The sequence below is a fragment of the Candidatus Baltobacteraceae bacterium genome (assembly GCA_036489885.1).
In the GTDB taxonomy this organism is placed as follows: domain Bacteria; phylum Vulcanimicrobiota; class Vulcanimicrobiia; order Vulcanimicrobiales; family Vulcanimicrobiaceae; genus JAFAMS01.
In genome coordinates, this window is sequence record DASXEW010000002.1 from 41814 (window position 1) to 62220 (window position 20407).

At 60.8% G+C, this 20407-nt stretch carries 26 protein-coding genes and 3 tRNA genes; 11 read left to right on the forward strand and 18 right to left on the reverse strand.

Annotated elements, in window-relative coordinates:
* Positions 1 to 44: 44 nt before the first annotated feature.
* From VGG22_05340 to VGG22_05380, 9 genes are all read left to right on the forward strand, one after another.
* Complete coding sequence (locus VGG22_05340; GenBank protein HEY1727773.1) at positions 45 to 602, forward strand: DoxX family protein; 558 nt, start codon at positions 45 to 47, stop codon at positions 600 to 602.
* A gap of 11 nt (positions 603 to 613) precedes the next feature.
* A complete protein-coding gene (locus tag VGG22_05345; GenBank protein ID HEY1727774.1) occupies positions 614 to 1438 on the forward strand; it encodes a transporter substrate-binding domain-containing protein in 825 nt (274 codons plus the stop codon).
* Between the two features lie 86 nt (positions 1439 to 1524).
* Positions 1525 to 2178, forward strand: a complete 654-nt coding sequence (locus tag VGG22_05350; protein ID HEY1727775.1) for an amino acid ABC transporter permease — start codon at positions 1525 to 1527, stop codon at positions 2176 to 2178.
* An 11-nt stretch (positions 2179 to 2189) separates the two neighbouring features.
* Positions 2190 to 2942 carry an amino acid ABC transporter permease gene (locus VGG22_05355; GenBank protein ID HEY1727776.1) on the forward strand — a complete coding sequence of 251 codons (753 nt, stop codon included), beginning with the start codon at positions 2190 to 2192 and terminating at the stop codon, positions 2940 to 2942.
* A complete protein-coding gene (locus VGG22_05360) occupies positions 2939 to 3682 on the forward strand; it encodes an amino acid ABC transporter ATP-binding protein (protein HEY1727777.1) in 744 nt (247 codons plus the stop codon). The genes VGG22_05355 and VGG22_05360 overlap by 4 nt, the downstream gene beginning before the upstream one ends.
* Positions 3679 to 4824, forward strand: a complete 1146-nt coding sequence (solA, locus tag VGG22_05365; GenBank protein ID HEY1727778.1) for an N-methyl-L-tryptophan oxidase — start codon at positions 3679 to 3681, stop codon at positions 4822 to 4824. Before VGG22_05360 ends, solA begins: the two co-directional genes overlap by 4 nt.
* Entirely contained in the window at positions 4825 to 6180 is a 1356-nt protein-coding gene (locus tag VGG22_05370) for an aconitase family protein (protein HEY1727779.1), read from the forward strand.
* Positions 6177 to 6704 carry a hypothetical protein gene (locus tag VGG22_05375; GenBank protein HEY1727780.1) on the forward strand — a complete coding sequence of 176 codons (528 nt, stop codon included), beginning with the start codon at positions 6177 to 6179 and terminating at the stop codon, positions 6702 to 6704. The genes VGG22_05370 and VGG22_05375 overlap by 4 nt, the downstream gene beginning before the upstream one ends.
* Positions 6705 to 6710: 6 nt before the next feature.
* A complete protein-coding gene (locus VGG22_05380) occupies positions 6711 to 7295 on the forward strand; it encodes an alpha-ketoglutarate-dependent dioxygenase AlkB (protein HEY1727781.1) in 585 nt (194 codons plus the stop codon).
* A 40-nt stretch (positions 7296 to 7335) separates the two neighbouring features.
* Here VGG22_05380 and VGG22_05385 read toward each other — a convergent pair.
* The 3 genes from VGG22_05385 to VGG22_05395 all read right to left on the reverse strand — a co-directional run bounded on the left by VGG22_05385 (position 7336) and on the right by VGG22_05395 (position 7652).
* Positions 7336 to 7407 (reverse strand) — tRNA-Met (locus VGG22_05385).
* 42 nt (positions 7408 to 7449) lie between these two features.
* Positions 7450 to 7523 (reverse strand) — tRNA-Arg (locus VGG22_05390).
* Positions 7524 to 7563: 40 nt separating this feature from the next.
* A tRNA-Ser gene (locus VGG22_05395) sits at positions 7564 to 7652 on the reverse strand.
* Positions 7653 to 7852: 200 nt separating this feature from the next.
* Here VGG22_05395 and VGG22_05400 point away from each other — a divergent pair.
* Complete coding sequence (locus VGG22_05400) at positions 7853 to 8815, forward strand: GSCFA domain-containing protein (GenBank protein HEY1727782.1); 963 nt, start codon at positions 7853 to 7855, stop codon at positions 8813 to 8815.
* Positions 8815 to 9834 (forward strand): hypothetical protein, encoded by a 1020-nt coding sequence (locus VGG22_05405; GenBank protein ID HEY1727783.1) that lies wholly within the window; start codon positions 8815 to 8817, stop codon positions 9832 to 9834. Before VGG22_05400 ends, VGG22_05405 begins: the two co-directional genes overlap by 1 nt.
* Here VGG22_05405 and VGG22_05410 read toward each other — a convergent pair.
* The 15 genes from VGG22_05410 to rpsU form a co-directional block, all read right to left on the reverse strand.
* Positions 9831 to 10994 carry a glycosyltransferase gene (locus VGG22_05410; protein ID HEY1727784.1) on the reverse strand — a complete coding sequence of 388 codons (1164 nt, stop codon included), beginning with the start codon at positions 10992 to 10994 and terminating at the stop codon, positions 9831 to 9833. The two genes, VGG22_05405 and VGG22_05410, sit on opposite strands and share 4 nt — an antisense overlap.
* Positions 10994 to 11221: a hypothetical protein gene (locus tag VGG22_05415; protein HEY1727785.1), complete on the reverse strand. Its 228-nt coding sequence runs from the start codon at positions 11219 to 11221 to the stop codon at positions 10994 to 10996. Before VGG22_05415 ends, VGG22_05410 begins: the two co-directional genes overlap by 1 nt.
* A gap of 95 nt (positions 11222 to 11316) precedes the next feature.
* Positions 11317 to 12294 (reverse strand): endolytic transglycosylase MltG, encoded by a 978-nt coding sequence (mltG, locus tag VGG22_05420; protein HEY1727786.1) that lies wholly within the window; start codon positions 12292 to 12294, stop codon positions 11317 to 11319.
* Complete coding sequence (gene ruvX, locus VGG22_05425; protein HEY1727787.1) at positions 12291 to 12707, reverse strand: Holliday junction resolvase RuvX; 417 nt, start codon at positions 12705 to 12707, stop codon at positions 12291 to 12293. Before ruvX ends, mltG begins: the two co-directional genes overlap by 4 nt.
* On the reverse strand, positions 12704 to 13471 hold the full coding sequence (gene recO / locus VGG22_05430) for a DNA repair protein RecO (GenBank protein ID HEY1727788.1): 768 nt from the start codon (positions 13469 to 13471) through the stop codon (positions 12704 to 12706). Before recO ends, ruvX begins: the two co-directional genes overlap by 4 nt.
* Positions 13431 to 13823: a cytidine deaminase gene (locus VGG22_05435; GenBank protein ID HEY1727789.1), complete on the reverse strand. Its 393-nt coding sequence runs from the start codon at positions 13821 to 13823 to the stop codon at positions 13431 to 13433. Before VGG22_05435 ends, recO begins: the two co-directional genes overlap by 41 nt.
* A complete protein-coding gene (locus tag VGG22_05440) occupies positions 13807 to 15114 on the reverse strand; it encodes a hemolysin family protein (protein HEY1727790.1) in 1308 nt (435 codons plus the stop codon). The genes VGG22_05435 and VGG22_05440 overlap by 17 nt, the downstream gene beginning before the upstream one ends.
* A 107-nt stretch (positions 15115 to 15221) precedes the next feature.
* Positions 15222 to 15560: a diacylglycerol kinase family protein gene (locus VGG22_05445; GenBank protein HEY1727791.1), complete on the reverse strand. Its 339-nt coding sequence runs from the start codon at positions 15558 to 15560 to the stop codon at positions 15222 to 15224.
* Positions 15548 to 15982: an rRNA maturation RNase YbeY gene (gene ybeY, locus VGG22_05450; protein ID HEY1727792.1), complete on the reverse strand. Its 435-nt coding sequence runs from the start codon at positions 15980 to 15982 to the stop codon at positions 15548 to 15550. The genes VGG22_05445 and ybeY overlap by 13 nt, the downstream gene beginning before the upstream one ends.
* On the reverse strand, positions 15951 to 16859 hold the full coding sequence (locus VGG22_05455; GenBank protein HEY1727793.1) for a PhoH family protein: 909 nt from the start codon (positions 16857 to 16859) through the stop codon (positions 15951 to 15953). The genes ybeY and VGG22_05455 overlap by 32 nt, the downstream gene beginning before the upstream one ends.
* 89 nt (positions 16860 to 16948) lie before the next feature.
* The gene (locus VGG22_05460; GenBank protein HEY1727794.1) at positions 16949 to 17281 is read right to left on the reverse strand and encodes a hypothetical protein; all 333 of its coding nucleotides are present in this window, start codon (positions 17279 to 17281) and stop codon (positions 16949 to 16951) included.
* Positions 17278 to 18282, reverse strand: a complete 1005-nt coding sequence (floA, locus tag VGG22_05465) for a flotillin-like protein FloA (GenBank protein ID HEY1727795.1) — start codon at positions 18280 to 18282, stop codon at positions 17278 to 17280. The genes VGG22_05460 and floA overlap by 4 nt, the downstream gene beginning before the upstream one ends.
* A gap of 1 nt (position 18283) precedes the next feature.
* Complete coding sequence (locus tag VGG22_05470) at positions 18284 to 19597, reverse strand: NfeD family protein (GenBank protein ID HEY1727796.1); 1314 nt, start codon at positions 19595 to 19597, stop codon at positions 18284 to 18286.
* A gap of 148 nt (positions 19598 to 19745) precedes the next feature.
* Positions 19746 to 20186, reverse strand: a complete 441-nt coding sequence (locus VGG22_05475; protein ID HEY1727797.1) for a GatB/YqeY domain-containing protein — start codon at positions 20184 to 20186, stop codon at positions 19746 to 19748.
* Positions 20183 to 20353, reverse strand: a complete 171-nt coding sequence (gene rpsU / locus VGG22_05480; protein HEY1727798.1) for a 30S ribosomal protein S21 — start codon at positions 20351 to 20353, stop codon at positions 20183 to 20185. The genes VGG22_05475 and rpsU overlap by 4 nt, the downstream gene beginning before the upstream one ends.
* Positions 20354 to 20407 lie beyond the last annotated feature (54 nt).

The following is a 20407-nucleotide window of genomic DNA, read 5'->3' on the forward strand; positions in this document are numbered from 1 at the left end:
CGGGAAGTCGGCGGTCCCTCGCTTCCATCCAAAAGGGGAGTTCAATGCGCTCGAGTTTTGGGATGTTGGTCGCTCGATCGATCATCGGCGGTGGGATGGCGGCGCATGGCGCGCAAAAAGCGTATGGGTGGTTCGAGGGTTCGGGGCCCGCGAAGACCGCCGGCTTCATGCGCATGCTCGGTTTCGAAGATGCCGAGCAAATGGGAACGGCGGCCGCTTATAACGAGCTGATCTCCGGCGGTTTGATTGCCGCGGGGCTATTCGGTACCGTCGGCCCGTCGATCATGATCGTAAACATGCTCGTCGCGATGTCGACGGTGCACAAAGACAACGGCTTCTTCGCTTCCGATAACGGCATCGAGGTGCCGCTGCTCTATGCAACTGCCGCGCTCGCATTCGCAGCGGGCGGTTACGGGGAATGCTCCCTCGACCGTTTATTCCGTCTTGAAGATTTCTTCTCGAAGCGCCGCTGGTTCTATCTCGGAGTCGGCGCCGCGATCGGCACGGCAATTGCCGTGCTCAACAGACGGGTCCCCCCCACATCGCAGTCGAGCGCGCAAGAACAAGCGCCGGCCGCACAGCCACAACCCGCACCGAACTAAGGAGAAACTTCATGAAGCTCGTCCGTCGCCTATTGATCGCGTCGCTCACCGCCCTCGTATTAGGGCTGTGGGTGGCCGCACCGGCATCTGCACGTGACACGCTCGCCGATATCAAGCAGCGCGGCAAGCTCATCGTCGGCGTCAAAACCGATTACAAACCGTTCGGCTTCCTCGATCCCTCAGGAAAAGTCGTCGGCATCGAACCCGACTTGGCTGCAGACGTTGCGAAGCGCCTTGGCGTCGGAATCGAATACGTTCCGGTCGTTGCGGCCAATCGCATTCAGTTCTTGCAACAAGGTCGCATCGATTTGATGATCGCGACGATGACAGACACGCCGGCGCGCGAAGAGCAAGTTGGCATCGTCAAGCCGAGCTACTACGCAGCCGGCGTCGACATCATCGCGCGCAAAGCTTCCGGACTGAAAAGCTGGGACGATCTCAAAGGGAAGTCTCTATGCGGCATTCAGGGCGCGTTTTACAACAAAGACATGCAGGACAAATACGGTGCGACGGTCGTCGCGTTCCCGGGGACGCCTGAAGCGCTCAACGCTTTGCGAGCCGGAACCTGCATCGGCTTCGTCTATGACGACTCGTTCAACAACCCGCTCTCGCTCGATCCGGCGTGGAGTGGTGGATTCGATCTGCCGCTCGCGTCGATCGACGTTCAGCCGTGGGGTCTTGCAGTCGATAAGGGCGATGACAAATTCATGGCGTTCATGTCGGACGTCGTGAAAGATTGGCACAAGAAAGGCACGATCATCGCGCTCGAGAAAAAATACAACGTCCCGGTGTCGACGTTCTCGAAGCAGATGAACGCCGACGCGAATAAGAAATAGACGCGCTCGCGGCTTTCGGCCGCTGGCTCGCAACTAACGCGCACGTTCGTCTCACGTTTCTTTATGAAACGGGCGAGCGTACGCGTATACTCCACGGATTCGAGATGACAGTCTGGCTGTCGATCGTTACGATCGCAGCCAGCACGCTCATCGGCGTGATCGGCGTCTGGCTGCTCGGCACGCGTTGGCGAATCGTTCGGCAAATTATCACGGCATACGTGCAGTTCTTCCGCAACACGCCGCCGCTGGTTCAGCTCTATTTCTTCTTTTTCGCGCTCAGCCCGCTGCTCTCGACGCACTCGGCCGATGGTCTGCGGCATCCGCTTCTCAACAACGTCTTCTGGGCGTCGCTCTCGCTCTCGCTTTTTGCCGGGGCATTCAATGTCGAGATCTTCCGTTCAGGAATCGAAGCGATTCCGCGCACGACGCTCGAGGCCGCCGAGTCCCTTGGATTCTCACGCCTGCAAAGCTTCGTTCGCATCATGTTTCCGCTCGCGTTCCGGATCGGATTGCCGGCGTTCACGAACAACATCGTCAATCTCGTAAAGACGACGTCGCTTGCCTACGCGATTGCGGTCCCGGAGCTCCTTTACGCTTCGAGCCAAATATGGTCCGACGAGCTCAACGTCCCCGAGATGATGGTCTTTATTCTGATCGCGTATATTATTCTCGTCGCGATCGTTGTCTGGGCAATGGAGCTGATCGAGAAACGTTTACGCATTCCGGGTTACGGCCTGTGATCACGAAACGCGTGCTCTTCTTTTCCATTCTGTTTTTTGCGGGATCCGTCGCGTTCGCGCAGGCGCAAACCGCGGCTGGGGAACCCGGGGTACTCGCGACGCTAGCAAAGTGGACGCCGCTACTCTTTCACGGATTTCTCTTCAATATCGCGATCAGCGTCTTTTCGATGGCGCTCGGATCGCTGTTCGGCGTCGTGCTCGGAATCTTCTTGATCTCACGGCGCGTCCAGGTTGAGCGTCCCGCGTACTGGTTCATGCAGATCTTTCGCAACGCACCTTGGCTCGTTTTGATGTTCTTCGTGATGTACCTGACGCCGTTCCAATTTCATACGCCGTTCGGTACCATACCGTTTCCGGATTGGATCAAAGCCACGGTCGGTCTCGCACTGCCCGTCATGGCGAACGTTTCCGAGATCTTTCGTGGCGGCGTTGTTTCGCTACCCTATACACAGTGGGAGGCTGCGCAGTCGCTCGGTTTTGATTATCTGCAGACACTTAGGCTGATCATCGTGCCGCAGGCGGTCAAACGCATGCTTCCGCCATGGATGAACCTCTACGCAATTCTTACGCAATCGACGACGCTTGCATCGATCCTAGGCGTCACCGAGGTCCTGACCCTGACGCGGAACGTGCTTGGCGCCGAAGGCCGAACCGAGCTGCTGATGCCGTTTTACGGCTACGTCCTCGTATGGTTCTTCCTCTACTGCTATCCCATCGCCGTCTATACCAAGCGGCTCGAGCGCCGTTTCTCGGTGGCCTCGTGAGCGAGCGTCCTCTAGTCGAAATTGCCGGCGTCCGCAAAGCTTTCGGAGCGAACGTCGTCTTGGCCGGCATCGACATCGAAGTCGCTCGCGGCGGCGTGTGCTGCATCATCGGACCTTCGGGGTCCGGGAAGTCGACATTGCTTCGTTGCATCAACGGACTCGTCCCAATCGATGCAGGCACGATTCGCGTCGACGACATAGCGGTGCACGCGTTACGCAGCGACCAGGAGCTGATCGCGCTGCGCAAGCGCGTTTCGATCGTCTTTCAGCAATACAATCTCTTCCCGCACAAGACGGCGCTCGAGAACGTCATGATGGCGCCGATCCACGTGCTGCACGAAGATAAAGCTGCAGTCGAGCAACGGGCCTACGCGCTGCTGGCGAAAGTCGGACTGCAAGACAAAGCCGACAGCTTTCCGGCGCAGCTCTCGGGCGGACAGCAACAGCGCGTCGCGATCGCGCGCTCGCTTGCGATGAACCCGCAGGTCATCTTGTTCGACGAGGTTACCGCCGCGCTCGATCCGGAGACGGTCAAAGAAGTCTTGCTCACGATTCGCGGACTCGTTGCCGACGGTCTGACGTGCATTTTGGCGACGCACGAAATGGGCTTTGCGCGCGAGGTCGGAAATTTGATCGTCTTCCTGGACGGAGGCACGATCGTCGAGCGCGGCACGCCGGCCCAATTCTTTGCAGCGCCGCGAGAGGAACGCACAAAGGCTTTCTTGAGTCAGATTCTATGAGCTGGGACACGGTCGTACTCGGACTCGGCGGCATGGGAAGCGCAGCGCTCGCGCACGTCGCGTCGCGCGGTAAGCGCGTCATCGGACTCGAACGTTTTCAGCCGTTGCACGGATTCGGTTCCTCGCACGGCAACTCACGCATCATTCGCCAAACCTACTTCCTGGATGGCCGCTACGTGACGCTGGTGCAGCGCGCGTACGAGCTATGGCGCGAGCTGGAGGCCGAAACTGGCGAAGCTCTGTTGAACATCACCGGCGGATTGTTCGTGAGCACTCGCGACAACACGATCGTTGACGGCGGGCTTCAGAGCGCGCGCGAGCACGGGCTGGCGCACGAGCTTCTCGAACGCGATGAAGTCGCGCGCCGCTATCCGTCGATGCACTTTCGCGAAGGCGAGGTCGCGCTGTTCGAGCCGACCGCCGGGTTCTTGCGGCCAGAGGCGTGTATCGGCGCGCACTTGCGGCGTGCGATCGAATCCGGCGCTCAAGCGCGTTTCGGGACGAGTGCGACGCGCTATGAAGCAACTGCAAACGGCGTGCGGGTGTGGACCTCCGACGGCGAGGTCATCGATGCCGATCGCCTGATCGTCACGGCCGGCGCTTGGCTCGGAGGGATTGCAGCGGATCTCGGCTTGCCGCTCGTCGTCGAGCGGCAGGTCATGCATTGGTTTGCGCCGGCAGGTACACAGAACACGGACGCGCTCGAGTCGTTGCCGATTTTCATCGTCGCCCGCAAAGATGGACGCGTCTACGGATTCCCCTACGTCGCGGGTGAGGGAATAAAGATCGCTTTCTACCGCAGCTTCCAACCCACCGATCCCGACGACGTCGGCCGCGAAGTCAGGCCCGAAGAGGTCTTGCCGATTCGCGCATTCTTGGACGGCTTGATCCCCGGCGCCGCGGCAACGTATCTGCGCTCGAAGGTGTGCCTGTACACGCTCACACCCGACGAGCATTTCGTCATCGGCTTGCACCCGGCACAATCCAACGTCGTCATCGCGGGCGGGTTCTCCGGTCACGGCTTCAAGTTCTGCAGCGTCGTCGGCGAGATCGTCGCCGATTTGGCGCTCGAAGGCCGCACGCGCCATTCGATCGGATTTCTGTCGCCGGATCGCTTCGCGGGGGTTGCGAGCCCGACCTAAATGGGCGCAACGCTATTCGAGAAAGTCTGGAACGCGCATTTGGTGCGTGAGCTTCCCGGACGCAATGCGCTGATCTTCATCGATCGCGCCGTGCTGTACGAGCTGCTCGGGCCGCCGGCGATCGATCTGATCGAACGCGACTTCGATGGCAGCTTGTACGATGCGGCGCGCGTCATCGCCGTCAACGATCACGTCGCGCCGGCCAAAGACACTTCAAGCGCCGAACTCGCGCTCCAGCTGCGCACCTGGGCGAAAAAACGCAGCGTCCGTCTCTACGACGTCGGCAACAACGGCATCTGTCACGTTCTGGTCCCCGAACGCGGTCACGTCATGCCCGGTTCGACGCTCGTGTGCAGCGACAGTCACACCTGCACGATCGGCGCCTTCGCATCGTTTGCGTTCGGCGTTGGAAGCACGGCGCTAGCAGGTGCACTGCTATCGAGCGCCGTCGTCGTTACACGTCCGAAGGTTATGCGTATCGGCGTGCACGGACGCTTACAAAAGGATGCGACCGCGAAGGATCTCGCACTGGCGGTGGTCGCGCAGCTCGGTTTCAAGGGCGGGACCGGCTACGTGCTCGAGTATACGGGTGACGGCATCGCGGCGCTCTCGATGGACGAGCGCATGACGCTGTGCAACATGTCGATTGAAGCCGGAGCGACGACCGGGATGTGTCCGGTCGACGAAACTACCCTTGAATATTTGCGCGGACGCGAGTTCGCACCAAAGGGCGATGAATTCGAAGGCGCCGCTGCACGTTGGCGCGCGTTCGCTCCAGACGCGGATGCGACATACGATGCCGAGCTGACGATCGACGCGAGCGCGCTACGCCCGACCGTTACCTGGGGAACGAATCCCGGTGAGAGCGCTCCGCTATCCGGGAGCGTTCCACTTGATGCCGATGCTGGGGCGCTCGAATATATGGGGTTACAACCCGGGGTTCTGCTGCGCGGGATCGAGCTGGATCAAGCCTTCATCGGCTCGTGCACGAATGCACGGATCGGCGATCTGCGCGCCGCCGCCGCAGTTCTCGCCGGCCGCAAGGTCCGCATCCCAACGATTGTCACACCCGGCTCGCAACTCGTGAAACGGCAAGCCGAGGCTGAAGGTTTGCACGACATCTTTCAAGATGCGGGCGCACTCTGGACGCATTCGTCCTGCGGAGCATGTCCCGGTCTCTCGACCGGCGTGCTCGCGCCGCAGATGCGCTGCATCAGCTCGAGCAATCGAAACTTTCCCGGACGGATGGGGACGGGCGGACGCGTCCACCTTGCTTCACCGGTCGTGGTTGCGGCGAGCGCCGTGCTGGGACGGATCGCAAGTCCTGATGAGCTCGAAAGCGCGGTTCTTGCATGATCGTCGAGGGCAAGCTCTTCCCGCTGGACCGCGCCAACGTCGACACCGATCAAATCATTCCGACGCGCTATCTGGGCGCCGTCGATGCGAAGGGTCTGGGTGCGTATTGCTTGGGCGGACTGCCGGGGATCGACGCGCTCTACGCCACGCACCCGGACGCGACGATAATCGTCGCGCGCGAAAACTTCGGCGCCGGCAGCTCGCGAGAACATGCAGTCTGGGCGTTGCAATCGCGCGGCTTCAAAGGCGTCATTGCGCCGAGCTTCGCGCGCATCTTTGAAGAGAACGCCTATAACAACGGTTTCCTGTTATCAGCGGTCCCGGCTGACGCGATCGATCGCATCATCGCTTGCAGCTCCGCACGGATCGACGTTGCGGCGCAAACGATTGCAGCCGGCGGCGAAACGATTCCGTTCACGCTCGATCCGCTCCGCAAAGAGTTTCTCATCGGCGGCGGGTTCTTACACTACATGGCCGGACAAATCGAAACCGTTCGCGCGTGGGAGGCGTCTGCGAGAGGGTAGCCTCCCGTGTCGCATCAGCTAGGACTCTTCGCCGCTTCCCCCCTGACGGTCGTCGCCGATGACGAGACCGGCAAGATCGTATATACGCCGGACGTTTTTTCTCATGAGGAAACCGCGCGCATGTTTGCGGCGTTGCGCGACGAGATTCCGTGGGAGTCCGATCGCCGCTGGATGTACGACCGCGAAGTCGATGTCCCGCGGCTGGTTGCGCACTATGGGGAGCCACCCTTCCCAAGCATTCTGGAGGAGATCCGCGCGCGCATCGAGCCATTTGTGCACGTCAGGATCGAGCGCATCGGCTTGAACTTCTATCGCGACGAGCACGACAGCGTGGCGTGGCACAATGACCGCATTGCGGTTTTTGGATCGGCACCGACCATTGCGCTCGTGAGCTTTGGCGCGACGCGCCGTATGCTGTTGCGCACGAAGCCGGTCGTCGCGCGCAAGCGTTCGCTCAATCTCGATCTGGAAGCCGGAAGTCTGCTCGTGATGCAGGGCGCAAGCCAGCTCAATTGGGAGCATGCTATACCGAAAGAGCGGCGTCCGATCGGCCCGCGCATCTCCGTTGCGCTGCGCAAAGCCTCGGACTAACAAAATAGGCTGCGCGTTTGCGCAACCTATCTTGGAAAAATGACTCGGGTAGGATTTGAACCTACGACCTAGGGCTTATGAGTCCCCCGCTCTACCCCTGAGCTACCGAGCCACTAGGTTTCTTTTTTACGTGACATTATGTTGTTCTGCAAATCGCGGTCGGAGGGACTCGAACCCCCAACCTACAAGTTCGTAGCCTGTTGCTCTATCCAATTGAGCTACGACCGCGCGTTGTAGTTTTTTTTTATTTTCTCTTTTTGTAGTGCATCGGAGAGAGAGGGATTCGAACCCTCGATACGGTGTTATCCGTATAACGGTTTAGCAAACCGCCGCCTTCAGCCACTCGGCCACCTCTCCATCGCAGCGCGGCGTTCTCCATAAACATCGCTTTTGCCCTTGTCGGCAGCGACCCATCCTTCGTCTAAAGGTTACGCCTCGACCGACCGACAGCCAGATTAGGCTCTATGCGAGAAACATGCCCATACAGCACACAACCGGACGCCGCTCATTGGCGACGCTCCGTTGCTGGTGTGCCCAGACCCGCGCTCGATCCAACGATGCCAGGCCGCTTCGCAATCGACGAAACGATGGCCATCGCGACTGCGGGAAGCTGCTTCGCGCAGCACGTTGCAAAACAGCTCGTGCAGCGCGGCTTCAAGTACATGGTGACGGAGCCGGGACCTAAGGGTCTTTTCGACGACGATCTCGCTGACCGTAATTACGGCATCTTTCCGGCACGTTTCGGGAACGTTTACACGACTCCGCAACTCGTGCAACTCTTCGAGCGTGCCTTTGAACGATTCACGCCGATCGAAGATCATTGGTTGGACGATGGCCGCTACTACGATCCGCTCAGGCCATTCATCGAACCCGAAGGATTTGCGTCGCTCGACGCGTTGCACCACGACCGGAAAGCACATCTCGCGGCAGTTCGCGAGATGTTCGAACGCTGCGATATCTTCGTCTTCACCCTCGGACTGACGGAAGGCTGGCGAGATCGCCGCGACGGCACCGTATACCCGACATGTCCGGGTTGTTCGGTGGGAACCTTCGACCCGGCGCGTTACGAATTCGTTAACTTCGGCGTGCGCGAGACGACGGATTCGCTCTTCGAATTCATCCGTGCCTTCGGACTGCTTAATCCGCGTGCAAAGGTCATTCTGACGGTCTCACCGGTTCCTCTGCTTGCGACCATGAGCGTCAACCACGTCGTGCAAGCAACGACGTATTCTAAATCGGTATTGCGCGTGTCCGCCGAAGAGGCGCGCTCCAGCTTTGCTCACGTCGACTATTTTCCGTCCTATGAAGTCATCACGGCTACGCAACGTACCCACGTGTTCTTTGCCGGCGACGGTCGAACGGTTACACCGGCCGGCGTGAAGCGCGCGATGGATTTGTTCTTTGCGCAATACGCGGGCACGCCAGCTCCGCCGCCGGAGGCCGGCGAAGATCCAAGCGACCCCGGGCCGCCGACCGACGACGTCGTCTGCGACGAAGAGACCGCGCTTTCGGCAATCTAATGGAAGCCGTCCGAACCATCCCGAGGGAAATCGACTGGGCCGAAGCCTACGTCGGGGGCGACTACCTGTTGCTGCGCACTTCCGAACGTAGAAATCATCATTTAAACGCTGTCATTTGGCGATGCGCGGTTCGCGAGTTTAACGATTTCAATGCATTCTTCGCAGAGTTCGGCCGTATGTGCGCCGGTCGCGAGGTCGTCATCGCCTTGGGTGACTCGAACACCGCGGGTGACCGTGCATGGCCGCGGCGTCTCGCAGAGCAAGACAGCGCAATCGATGAAGTTGCCGTTCTCAATCTCTCCGACTTCGATCAAGTCGTCGATCAGCAGACGTATCGTCTCCGGTTGGGTGCTTCACATCCGTCCTTGGCGCGGGCCTCTCGAAGGACGGTAGTGTATCTGGGCGGTCTCGTCGACGTCGAGAGGCGCCTTGTCTATCACCTAGACTTTCTCGCCGGCCGGCGGTCATCACCGCTCTTACGCAGTGAAACTGAACTCGCGGAGGACATCTACGGCTCCGAGATCGCGCGGCTTCTTCGGCAAATTCCGTCTGACGAAGACGAAGCGCAACGCTGGATCGCCCGCCGCACCGTCGCTGCGGTCAAGATTCTCGATCGCATTTGCGCCGACTTGGGTCACAGATTCCTCGCCGTGCTGCAGCCGTTATGCTATCAGGATCTCGTCCCGGCGTATATGCAATTCCTAAAGCGCGGGTACACGCAGGAGAGTCATGAGCTAACGTTCGAGCAATGGTGCGCTAAGTGGCCCTTTTTCATCGACGCCGACGATCGCTTTAAGTTGCCGGTGCGTCCGTATCTCGACCGCTTACGAGATTTGTGGCAGCGAGAAGCCGCGAAATCATCTCACGGACGCTACATTGACGCCGCGGCTTCATTCGAAGCCGTGTCAGAATGTCCTTACGGCGACCAGGGCGTAGGTCAAGATGCCGTGCATTACAACGATGAGGGCGCGCATTTCATTGCTCGCATGATCCTTTCGCTCTCACGCGACGATGTTTAATCCGATCGCGAGCCGAGTGCAGTAGCGGTTAGTGGTTCGCGTTCCACCAGATGAGAAATGAGCACTGCCGCATCAGCGGCCGCTTCCGGTCGCCGCAGCGTCTCGGCGCGCGCAAGTTGCCGGTCGCGCTCGTGCGGCCACTGCAGCACACGTTGTACCGATTGCGTTATCTCATCGATCGTCGAAGCATTGAGTGCAGCGCCGCGTTCGAGCAGGTAGCGCGTATTCCGTTGCTCCTGGCCGCCGAGCGGTTTCACGAGCACCATTGGAATGCGTGCCACGAGCGCTTCGGAGATCGTTAGTCCGCCGGGCTTCGTTAGCAACACGTCTGCAGCGTGCATGTAGTCGTAAACGTTCTCCTCGAAGCCGCGTACCAGTACCGGATACGGTAAACGCGAAACCCATTCACGCAAGCGCGCTTCGCGACGCGCATTTTTCCCCGTTAGCACGACGGCTGCGACCGAGTGCGAGACGTCCTCGAGACCACGCAGCATCATTTCCAGCGGGCCAATGCCGAGCCCCCCGGCCATCACAAGCACGAGTCGCCGTTGACCGAGCGTCCCAAGACCCAGCGCAATTCGAGCCTGCGTCTTTGATGCGATCGAACCAAAACGCGGATCGACCGGGATTCCCGTCGTTTGCACGCGCGACGGATTGACACCGCGCGCGATCAGCACGTCGCGCATCTGCGGCGTCGCGACGGCGTAGGCATCGATGTTCCGGTAGATCCAAAACGGGTGCACGACGTAATCGGTGACGATGCCCATGACCGGAAGCGTCGGATCGATCCCGGCTTTGTAGTCCGCCATGATGCCGCATGGAAAGGCGTGCGTGCAGACGACGCAACTCGGCTGAATTGACTCGATCAGCGCGTGCAGGTTCTGCGCACCCAGGCGGCTGAGCCATCTCCGCGACGAGCCGACCTTGCGGGCCCGCTCGACGCGATCGTACAGAAATCCGTACATCCACGGCGCGACTTTGACCATCCGGATGTAGCCGTCGGCAGCGATCTTCGAAAAGAACGGAACGGCATGCGCGTACGCGTCGACGATGCGCACGTCGAGGTCGTGCTCGCCGAGCGCCGTCTCGACGGCTTTTGCCGCCGAGGTGTGCCCTACCCCGACGCTCGCCGAAAGAAAGAGAACCGGACCCGGCGTAATTACGGCTTTCCCTCCGGCTCGTCTTCGTCAGCTTCTTCCGCGAGCGCAAAGAAGTCATCGAGGATTTCTTGCGCGAGCGCCTCGTCTGCAAGCAGATTGCCCGTCGCGTCGGAGACGACAAACTCGTCCTCACCTTCGCTGTAGCAGATTGCATACGTCGTTTTATCCTCGTCCTCGACGAGCCCGACGACCTCGAACTCGATCTCGCGACCGTCTGTCGTCTCCACGACGAAGGTCTCGCGTAGCTCGAGCGCTGCGTCGCCCTCACCAGGCGAAAGGGCCTCACCGTTTCCGTTATGCGAGCTGATGGCGGGCCTCCGATCTAGTGCAGATAGCGTTCGACGTTTGCGTTGTGTTCCCCGAGCGTCCGGGCAAATGCGTGGTGGCCGTTCCCTTTATAGACATAGTAATAGTAATCCGTTCGCTGCGGATGCAATGCTCCCAGCAAGGAGGGGAGGCCGGGGTTGGCAATCGGCGTCGGCGGGAGCCCCACGTGCAGATACGTGTTGTACGGCGTATCGGTACGCAAGTCGGCACGCGTAATCTCAATATGATGATTCGGAAACGCATATTCCAGAGACGCATCGACCTGCAGAGGCATACCTTTGCGTAAGCGGTTGTAGATGACGCCGGCGATCAAAGCACGCTCGTCGTCGGCTTTCGCTTCGCGCTCGACGAGCGACGCGACCGTTACGACCTGCGGAAGCGTGTATCCCAAACTACGCGCCTGCCGCTGTGCATTACCGGGCAGCTCCCTGCGAAACTGGTCGACAAGAATGCCGGCTGCAACCTCCGGCGTCACGGAAAGCGGAAAGAGATAAGTGCTCGGAAACAGGTAGCCTTCCAGACTCTGTGTGCGCACGCCGCCGAGCACGATCGTTTGGTGCTCGAAATATGCTTGGTATGCCGCTTGCGACCCAAGCTTGTGCCCCGCGAGCGTGTCCGCGATTTGTACGGCGGTAAAGCCTTCGGGGATCGTCACCCACGTGGCAACGCGCGCGCGACCGACTAAGAGCTCTTGCAAGACTTCATCGAGCGTCTGGTGTGCGGGAAAAATGTATTCGCCCGCCTCGAGATCGCGATCGACGCGCCGGGCTCGCGCCAAGATTCGCAGCGGCAGCGGATTCGCGATAACGTGATGCTGCGCCAACAGCACTGCTACGTCTCCCGAAGTCGCGCCGTGCGGGATAACGACGTCGGTAGCTACGCTCGGCCGGCTCCGGTCGGCAAAAGCGACGTACCAAAACAGTGCGAGCGCCGCGACGGCGAGCAGCGCGAGGATTGCGGCGAGGCGCCTCAACCGTGCTTCCGTCGCGCGAGGTAGGTATCGAGGATCAAGGCCGCGGCCAGTTTGTCGACGACTTGCCTTCGTTTCTTGCGTGAGACGTCGGCGGCGATCAGCGATTTGGTCGCTTGTGCGGTCGTCAAGCGCTCATCGACACGTTCGATCATTCCGTTCCATCCGCGTTCGAGCTCGGCGACGAACTTATCGATCTTCTCCGAAGCTAGTCCGCGCTCGCCGCCCAAACGAACCGGATCGCCGACGACGACCACGCGGACGCCGCGCTCCGTCGCCAGTGCGACAATGCGTCCGATATCGTCACGAATCGTCGTCCGCTCGATGACCTCGAGCGGCAGGGAAAATGAATCGCTTGGGTCCGAGACCGCTACGCCGATCCGCTTCTCACCGATATCGAGCGCTAGAATGCTCATCGGCCGTGCGCCATCTCTTCGAGAAAGGCTGAAGCCTTCGCGCGTTTCCCGAGATGATAGACGAGCAGCGCATCGACCGCACGCGCCACCGACGGCAACGCGAATGTCGTCGCACCGCGCTGCGCAGGCGGTATCGCGAGCGCGTGAATGTTCTCGATCTCGTTCCCTTCGAGCTTTCCGGCATCGCCGCCGGAGTGACAAGCACCGCATACCAGGCCGCCTGCCGATGGATCGAGCCACGCTTCGCGAGCCCCTTCGAGCGACTCGCCGCACCGCACGCATACGTCCATGCTCGGCAGGATGCCGAGCACGTCGAGCAGCCGCAGCTCGAAGCGCGGCAAGAGCTCAGGCGGCCGTTGCACAGAGACGAGCGCGTGCACGACACCGCGCAGAAGGTCGTATATCTCCGTCTGCGCCAGATCCGGTTCGCAAAACGCATCGATCAGCTCGGCGACGACGTTGGCAGTTGCAAAGGTGCTGGGTTCAACGATTCCTTCCCACTCGGAATGCAGGATCGACGCACCCGTGATGACATCGAGCGACCTTCCGGCGTGCATCGTCAACGAGGCTTCCGTCAAAAACTCGAGCCTGCCGGCATTTTGACTCTTAATACGGCGCACGCCCTTCGCGACCGCGTCGATCTTTCCGCGCGCGCGCGTGAACAGCGTGAAAATCTTGTCTGCTTCGCCGAGATTACGTCCACGCAGGACGAACGCGTCGGTCTTATATGCCCGTTCGTGCAAGGTGCCGCGGACCGAACGCATCCGGTAGGAGATCGCGCAGGGCCACGTCGTCGCATCCTTCGCGAACGACGCGCATGTCGCCGAACTCGGAGAGTGCCTGGCGGCAAGCGCCGCACGGCGTCAGAGCGACGCCTTCGGGCCCGACGATTGCAATCGCGTCAAAGTCACGGTGTCCACGTGCCACCGCCGAAAAGAGTGCCGTTCGCTCCGCACACATTCCGACCGGATACGACGCGTTCTCGACGTTTGCGCCGGTGACGACGTCGCCGGCTTTCGTTGCGAGCGCAGCCCCGACCGCAAAATTCGAATACGGTGCGTAGGCGTGCTCGCGTGCCTTGCGGGCCGCTGCGAGCAGCTCAGATGCTGCGGGCATCGGCCTCGAGCGATTCTTCCGTATGGGCGTGACCGTTGAGCTTGATGCGAATTGAGAGGATGCGCCGGTTCCGCATGCGCTCGACGCGTAGTTTCACGCCGTCAACGGTAGTCATCTCCTCTCCCTCGTGTGGGAAATGACCGAGGCTTCCAACGAGATACCCACCGATCGTCTCGAACTCTTCATGCGCGAGATGCGTTCCGAGCTCCGCGTTGACGTCTTCGATGTTGACGCGCGCATCGACGATCGCTTCGGTCGGATCGAGCACGTGAATCGGCTCTTCTTCGCCTTGATCGTGCTCGTCCCGAATCTCGCCGACGATCTCTTCGAGAATGTCTTCATCCGTGACGAGACCAGCCGTTCCGCCGTACTCGTCGAGCACGATCGCCAGCGAAAACTGATCGCGCTTCATATCTCTGAGCAGATCGGCGACCTTTTTGTTTTCGGGAACGACGGCGACCTTACGCATGATGGAGCGGATCGACGCCGATGCGATGCTCCCGTTGGCGAGCGCGATCAACAACTCGCGCTCGTAAACGGCACCGATGATGTTGTCGATCGTCTCCTCGTAGACGGGCAGTTTCGAATAACCCTCGGAGATGACGAGCTCGAGTGCCTTACGCGGCGTCTCGTTGACGGCGATGCACACCATCGTCGGACGCGGCTGCATGACCTCGCGAACAATCGTGTCCCCGAATTGGATGACCGAATGAATCATCTCCCGCTCTTCTTCTTCGAGCACTTTTTGCTCCGCACCGACGTTGACGATCGTGCGAATATCCTCTTCCGTGATGAACGGGCCTTGCATGCTCGGTCGAATGCCGAATGGCCGGACGAATATGTAGGTGATGCCGACGAAGACGCGATTGATCGGATTGAGCAACCACGCGCCGCGCTCCAGCGCCGGGGCGAGCCTTATTGCCCACCGCTCCGAATTCGCGACCGCAACCGTCTTCGGAATTATTTCGCCGAACAGCAAGATCAAGACCGTCATCAGGAGCGTCGACCAAATCGCGGCGTGAGGGATGCCTTCGCGAATGAAAATCCAGGTCGCAAGCGAGTCGGCCGCAAGCAGCACGACGGTATTGCCGATCAAGACGGTCGCGAGCAACCGGCTACGCTCGTCGAGGAGACGCAGTGCGGAGCGGCTCCCGCGGACTTTCTGCTCGACCATTTGGCGCATGCGCAAACGCGAGACCGAGATCAGCGCAGCCTCGGACGCGGCAAAAAATGCCGCTCCTCCGATGAGAAGAACGAGCGCCATGATCTCCCAGGCTAAGTTGGCCGGCATGTTGCTTCCGTAACCGTGCCTTACGGTGTGGGCGCCGGCTCGGGACTACCCGGTAGTGGGTCCGTACTCAAGCAGAGGTACTATACCACGCCTTCGGGCTGTGTCCCTTAATGTGCCAAGAAGGCAAGCGCTAGGAGGATACCGACGGCAAGAGCACCGAGCGCGGCTATCAGGACCGAGCCGGCTGCCGCATCCTTCGCTGCCTTCGCGAGCGCGTGCCGCTCGGGCGAAACCAGGTCGACCAGCGCCTCCAGGGCCGTGTTCATGGCTTCGAAAGCGAGCACGAAGGCGATCGTGAGGGCGAGGATTGCGAAAGCAAGCACGGGTGCGTGCAGGGCAGCGAATGCCACCATCGCGACAACGGCGAGCACGACCTGAATGCGAAAGTTTCTCTGCGTCCGCCACGCATGCACGATGCCGTCGGACGCGTGCTTCAGTACGGCCACGGCATACCGATCGCGCGCGCCAAGCGCTTTTCCTCGCGTTCCATCTGGAGACGCTCGTTGCGCCTGTGATGATCGTGACCTAAGAGATGCAAAATACCGTGAATCAGCAGACGCTCGAGCTCACGCTGCAGCGTGGCGTCGTATTCGGCAGCTTGACGTTTTGCGGTCGCAACGCTTATTACGACGTCGCCTAATAGCGGTTGCCCGGCGCCGTCGCCCAGCGGAAAGCTCAGAACGTCAGTCGGCCGATCCTTGTGACGGTACTCGCGATTGAGTTTGCGAATCGCGGCATCCCCGACCAGCGTGATCGAAAGCTGCGCGTCCGGATAGCCGATGGCGTCGAGCAACCGCTGAGCGGTACGCCGCAACGACGTCAACTTGAGGTCGCGGCTACGAACGCGGCTTACGAGCGCGACGGGCATAGGCGCGGACGATTTCCGACACGAGCGGATGCCGAACGATGTCGGTGTCGTCGAGCTCGACGATGTCGATGCCCTCGATGCCTTCGAAGAGCGTAGGCGCCTCGAGCAAACCACTGCGCACGCCGCCCGGCAAGTCGATTTGGGTGACGTCCCCGTTGACGACCATCTTGGAGCCATTGCCCAGACGCGTCAAGAACATTTTTAGCTGTTCGTGCGTTGCGTTCTGCGCCTCGTCCAGAATGATGAACGCATCCGACAGCGTTCGTCCCCGCATGTACGCGAGCGGCGCGACCTCGATCGTTCCGCGTTCGAGATTTTTCACGACGACGCTATCGTCCAGAAGCTCGCCGAGCGCATCGTAAAGCGGGCGCAGATACGGATCGACTTTCTCGCGTAGATCGCCCGGAAGAAAACCGAGCTTCTCGCCGGCTTCGACTGCGGGACGCGAAAGAATTAGCCGCGAGACTTCGCGTGCGCGCAACGCTCGCACGGCCATGGTGACCGCCAAGAACGTCTTCCCCGAACCGGCCGGGCCGATTCCGAACGTAAGCGGCGAGCGTTCGATAGCGCGCACCAAGCGCGCTTGCCCGGGACTCTTGGGCCGAATCTCACGTCCGCGATGGGTCGTGTATAAGGTTGTCGGAATATTTTGCGCCGCAGCGTTGTCGATTTCACGCACCGCGAGCGCGACGTCGTCGGGTGTTAGCGTGCTACCGCCGCGCGCGGCGACGTTCATTTGCTCGAGCACGTGCATCGCGCGCGCCACCGCGGGTTGCTCGCCGCTCACGAAAACGCGATTCCCGTCCAGGCGCACGACGACCGGGACGAGCGCTTCAAGCGCCGTCAGATTCTGATCGAATTGACCGAAAACGCGCAATGGATCGACGGCTCGTCCGAGCTCAAAAATTTCTTCGCTGCTGATTTGCTTGACGGCTAAGCCTCGTCGCCTGTAACGGTCACAAACTCCTAAACGCCGGGCGGGTCCCAGAGGTTCTGCCGGCGCAGCGCCAGCGGCGGCCCGAGGATCTCCGTCGCGACGACGGTGCGGATCAAACTCTGCGGGTCGGCGAACAGCCGCCTGGGTTCGATCCGCCGTTCAGCAGGTTGGACGGGTGGCGGTTCCACACGAGGTTTCGCCCGGTGGATCACCGGGATGACGGGCGCGGCCTGCGCGGCTGGCGGAGCCTGACGCGAGGGAAGGGCGCTTGGGAGTACGGCGGCCTCTTCCCCACGGCGCGCGCGCGCCGCCGCGGCAGCGTCCGCAATGCTCTCGATGATCGAGACGAGGATGTCGCTCACGAGGTGGGGGGTGCCATCGACGGCGGCGGCGGCTCGGGTGTGACGCCGCCGGAGATTGCGGAGCGCATCTCGGTATCAGCCTTGATGTTGTTCATCCTGTAGTAGTCCATGATGCCGAGATTCCCGGAACGAAACGCCTCGGCGACCGCGAGCGGCACCGCGGCTTCGGCTTCGACAACGCGCGCACGCATGCGCTGTGTCTCGGCCTTTTGCTCCTGTTCGCCGGCCTGGGCAGCGTATTGACGCTCCGCCGCTTTCGCTTGTGCGATCCGCCGGTCGGCTTCAGCTTGAGAGATCTGCAGCTCCGCGCCGATGTTCTTTCCGACGTCGACATCCGCAATATCGATCGAAACGATCTCGAATGCCGTGCCCGCATCGAGACCCTTCGAGAGAACCGCTTTCGAGATGCGATCCGGATATTCGAGAACTTCCTTATGATCGATGGCCGCTCCGACCGCGGAAACGACGCCTTCGCCGACGCGTGCGACGATCGTCGGCTCGCCGGCGCCGCCGACGTACCGATCCAGATTGCTTCGCACCGTAATACGTGCCTTGACGTTGAGCTGAATGCCGTTTTGCGCGACGCCTTGGAATGTCGGCGTCTCGATCACTTTCGGAACTACCGACGTTTGCAGCGCTTCCAAGACGTTGCGCCCGGCGAGATCGATCGCCGCGGCGCGCTGCCATTCGAGCGGAATTTGGGCGCGCTGTGCCGCGATCATTGCGAGCGTGACGTTATCGATGTTGCCGCCTGCCAGCAGATGTGATTGGAGCTGGTCGATCGTCAACGGCAATCCGGCTTTGCGTGCGCGAACCAAGTTGGTCACGATCGTCCCTGGAGGGATCCCGATGAGCCGCATCCGGATCAGGGAGAGAATCGAAAGCGGGACGCCCGCCGCGATCGTCCTGATCCACATCCCGAGCGGAAAGTAGTACAGGAAGATCATCAAACCGACAATGGCCGCAAGCGCGATCAGGCCGATGCCAAAATCCAAGGTCATATCATGCTTTCTCCGTATTGACTTCGACCGCCGGCCGTACGAAAATGCGCGCGCCTTCGACACGCGTCACGGTGACGGCCGTTCCCGCTCCGACAAAATCGCCCTCGGTTAATACCGGGATTCGCTTACCATCGATCGTAACAACGCCGGCCGGACGCAGATACGAAGTCGCTAGTCCCGTCTTCCCGACAAGCGTATGGTAGTCGGCCGATGCGACATAATCCGAACCTTGTTCGGCAGCAAAAACGATCCGGCGCATCCATGCATTTTCGGGGAAAACGCGCGACGTTCCCCAAAACACGAGCGCGGACAAGACGATCGCAATTGCAAGCGCTTGTGTGGTGACGAACACGAACGGCAAACCGCCGAACGCCAGGAAGACGGCCGCAATCAGCGCGACTGCACCTGCAATCCCTGAAATGCCGTGCCCCGGGAAGACGTGCAACTCGAGCATGATGAGCACGATGCCGGCAATGCCGAGCAAAATAACGAGCGTATTGCTGAACCCGGCGTAAACGTGCGAGCCGAAGAACAGCGCAAGCGCAGCTGCACCGACCGCGCCGGCGATGCCGTGCAACGTTTGCAGCTCGATCAGAAACCCGAGAAATCCGAGCGACAAGAGCATTCCACTCACCTCCGGATTTGTGGCGAAGCGGGCGAGCCGCTCGCCGAACGTGTACGCTGGCGTCACAATCGTTGCGCCGGCCAAACCGAATTCTTTGAGCGCATCTTCTTGCGTCATCGCGATTCCGTCGCTGAAGTGCGCTCGCACCGCGTCGTCTGCCGTCAGGCTGAGTATCGCGCCGGGCTTCTTATACGGAGGTACGGAGAGATTGGCGTCGACCATTCCGCCGGCGATGTTCGGATCGCGATGCGCGCGCTGCGCGGTCGATTCGAACTCGGCGCGCAGTGCCGAAACCGTTTTAGGCGTCTTCGGAATCGGCTCGGCCGCTCCGATACTCGAGCCCGGCGCCATCACGATCTTACCTGCGGCGAGCGTGATAAGAGCGCCGGCTGACCACGCGCGTTCCGAAACGTAGGCGTCGACCGGAATGCCGGCCGAGTACAAAGCATCGCGAATATTCGTCGCGGCATCGACCAAACCGCCGAAGGTGTTCACGTCGAGAACGATTGCCTTTGCATGATCGTCGCGCGCTTCGCTGACCGCGCGCTCAACCAGGTGTTCCATTCCGGTATCGATCGTGCCGTGGATCGGAATCACGACGACGCTCGCGCTCGTGTTCCCGAGCCCTAAGACCGGGACGAACGATAACAGCGATCCGAGCGTGACCAAGACAAGCGAGAAACGTCGCACGCTAGGTTGTACCGGCCCTGAAGGCGTTAGTTTCCTGTTAAAAGGCGCTCCGGACCAGGCTCCGCGCCCTCCATGCTTCGCATGGCCCCCCCACACCATCGCTCCCTCCCTACTACGAAGAGGCAACATTCCCCGAGGGGTCGCGTAACTACCCTTGCTTCAATTCCTCGGTGACGATCTGGGCGACGAGCTTACCGTCGGCGACACCCTTCATCGCGGGCATGACCGCTTTCATGACGGCTCCTTGGTTGCGCGCCGTCCCCGCTCCCAACACGTCGCGAACGGAGGCCCTTATCTCGTCCGCCGTCTTCTGCTTTGGGAGGTAAGCGAGCAAGATCTCGCGCTCCCGCGCCTCTTTGTCCGCAAGCTCGGTACGGCCGGCCTTGGTGAACTCCTCGATCGAGTCGCCCCGCTGTTTGACCGCCTTCGCGACAACGTCAAGCTCCTCGCTCTCCGTCAAGTCATGTCCGGCTTCGACGCGCCGATACGAAAAGCCGGAGAGCGCGGACCGCAACGTATCGCGGCGCAACGCATCTCCGGCTTTCATCGCAACTTTTAGATCGGCGCTAATCCGATCTTTTAGGCTCAAGCGCGACGCTTACGAGCCGCCGCAGATTTCTTCTTACGGCGAACGCTCGGCTTTTCGTAATGCTCGTGCTTGCGCGCTTCAGCCAGAACGCCGGCCTTCTGGGTGGCTTTCTTGAAACGCCGCAACGCGCTTTCGATCGTCTCTCCCGGCGCAACGCGAACTTCCATGAACAACCCTCCCTTCCAATCGGCGCGGCTAAGCCGTCGCACAAAATTTTCGGT

What these genes read in the sequence shown, in the direction of transcription:
- VGG22_05340 (HEY1727773.1), top strand. Translation starts at nt 45, where the DNA reads ATGCGCTCGAGTTTTGGGATGTTGGTCGCTCGATCGATCATCGGCGGT.
- VGG22_05345 (HEY1727774.1), top strand. Translation starts at nt 614, where the DNA reads ATGAAGCTCGTCCGTCGCCTATTGATCGCGTCGCTCACCGCCCTCGTA.
- solA (HEY1727778.1), top strand. Translation starts at nt 3,679, where the DNA reads ATGAGCTGGGACACGGTCGTACTCGGACTCGGCGGCATGGGAAGCGCA.
- VGG22_05370 (HEY1727779.1), top strand. Translation starts at nt 4,825, where the DNA reads ATGGGCGCAACGCTATTCGAGAAAGTCTGGAACGCGCATTTGGTGCGT.
- VGG22_05375 (HEY1727780.1), top strand. Translation starts at nt 6,177, where the DNA reads ATGATCGTCGAGGGCAAGCTCTTCCCGCTGGACCGCGCCAACGTCGAC.
- VGG22_05400 (HEY1727782.1), top strand. Translation starts at nt 7,853, where the DNA reads ATGCCAGGCCGCTTCGCAATCGACGAAACGATGGCCATCGCGACTGCG.
- VGG22_05405 (HEY1727783.1), top strand. Translation starts at nt 8,815, where the DNA reads ATGGAAGCCGTCCGAACCATCCCGAGGGAAATCGACTGGGCCGAAGCC.
- ruvX (HEY1727787.1), bottom strand. Translation starts at nt 12,707, where the DNA reads ATGAGCATTCTAGCGCTCGATATCGGTGAGAAGCGGATCGGCGTAGCG.
- recO (HEY1727788.1), bottom strand. Translation starts at nt 13,471, where the DNA reads ATGCGTTCGGTCCGCGGCACCTTGCACGAACGGGCATATAAGACCGAC.
- VGG22_05435 (HEY1727789.1), bottom strand. Translation starts at nt 13,823, where the DNA reads ATGCCCGCAGCATCTGAGCTGCTCGCAGCGGCCCGCAAGGCACGCGAG.
- VGG22_05440 (HEY1727790.1), bottom strand. Translation starts at nt 15,114, where the DNA reads ATGCCGGCCAACTTAGCCTGGGAGATCATGGCGCTCGTTCTTCTCATC.
- ybeY (HEY1727792.1), bottom strand. Translation starts at nt 15,982, where the DNA reads ATGCCCGTCGCGCTCGTAAGCCGCGTTCGTAGCCGCGACCTCAAGTTG.
- floA (HEY1727795.1), bottom strand. Translation starts at nt 18,282, where the DNA reads ATGACCTTGGATTTTGGCATCGGCCTGATCGCGCTTGCGGCCATTGTC.
- rpsU (HEY1727798.1), bottom strand. Translation starts at nt 20,353, where the DNA reads ATGGAAGTTCGCGTTGCGCCGGGAGAGACGATCGAAAGCGCGTTGCGG.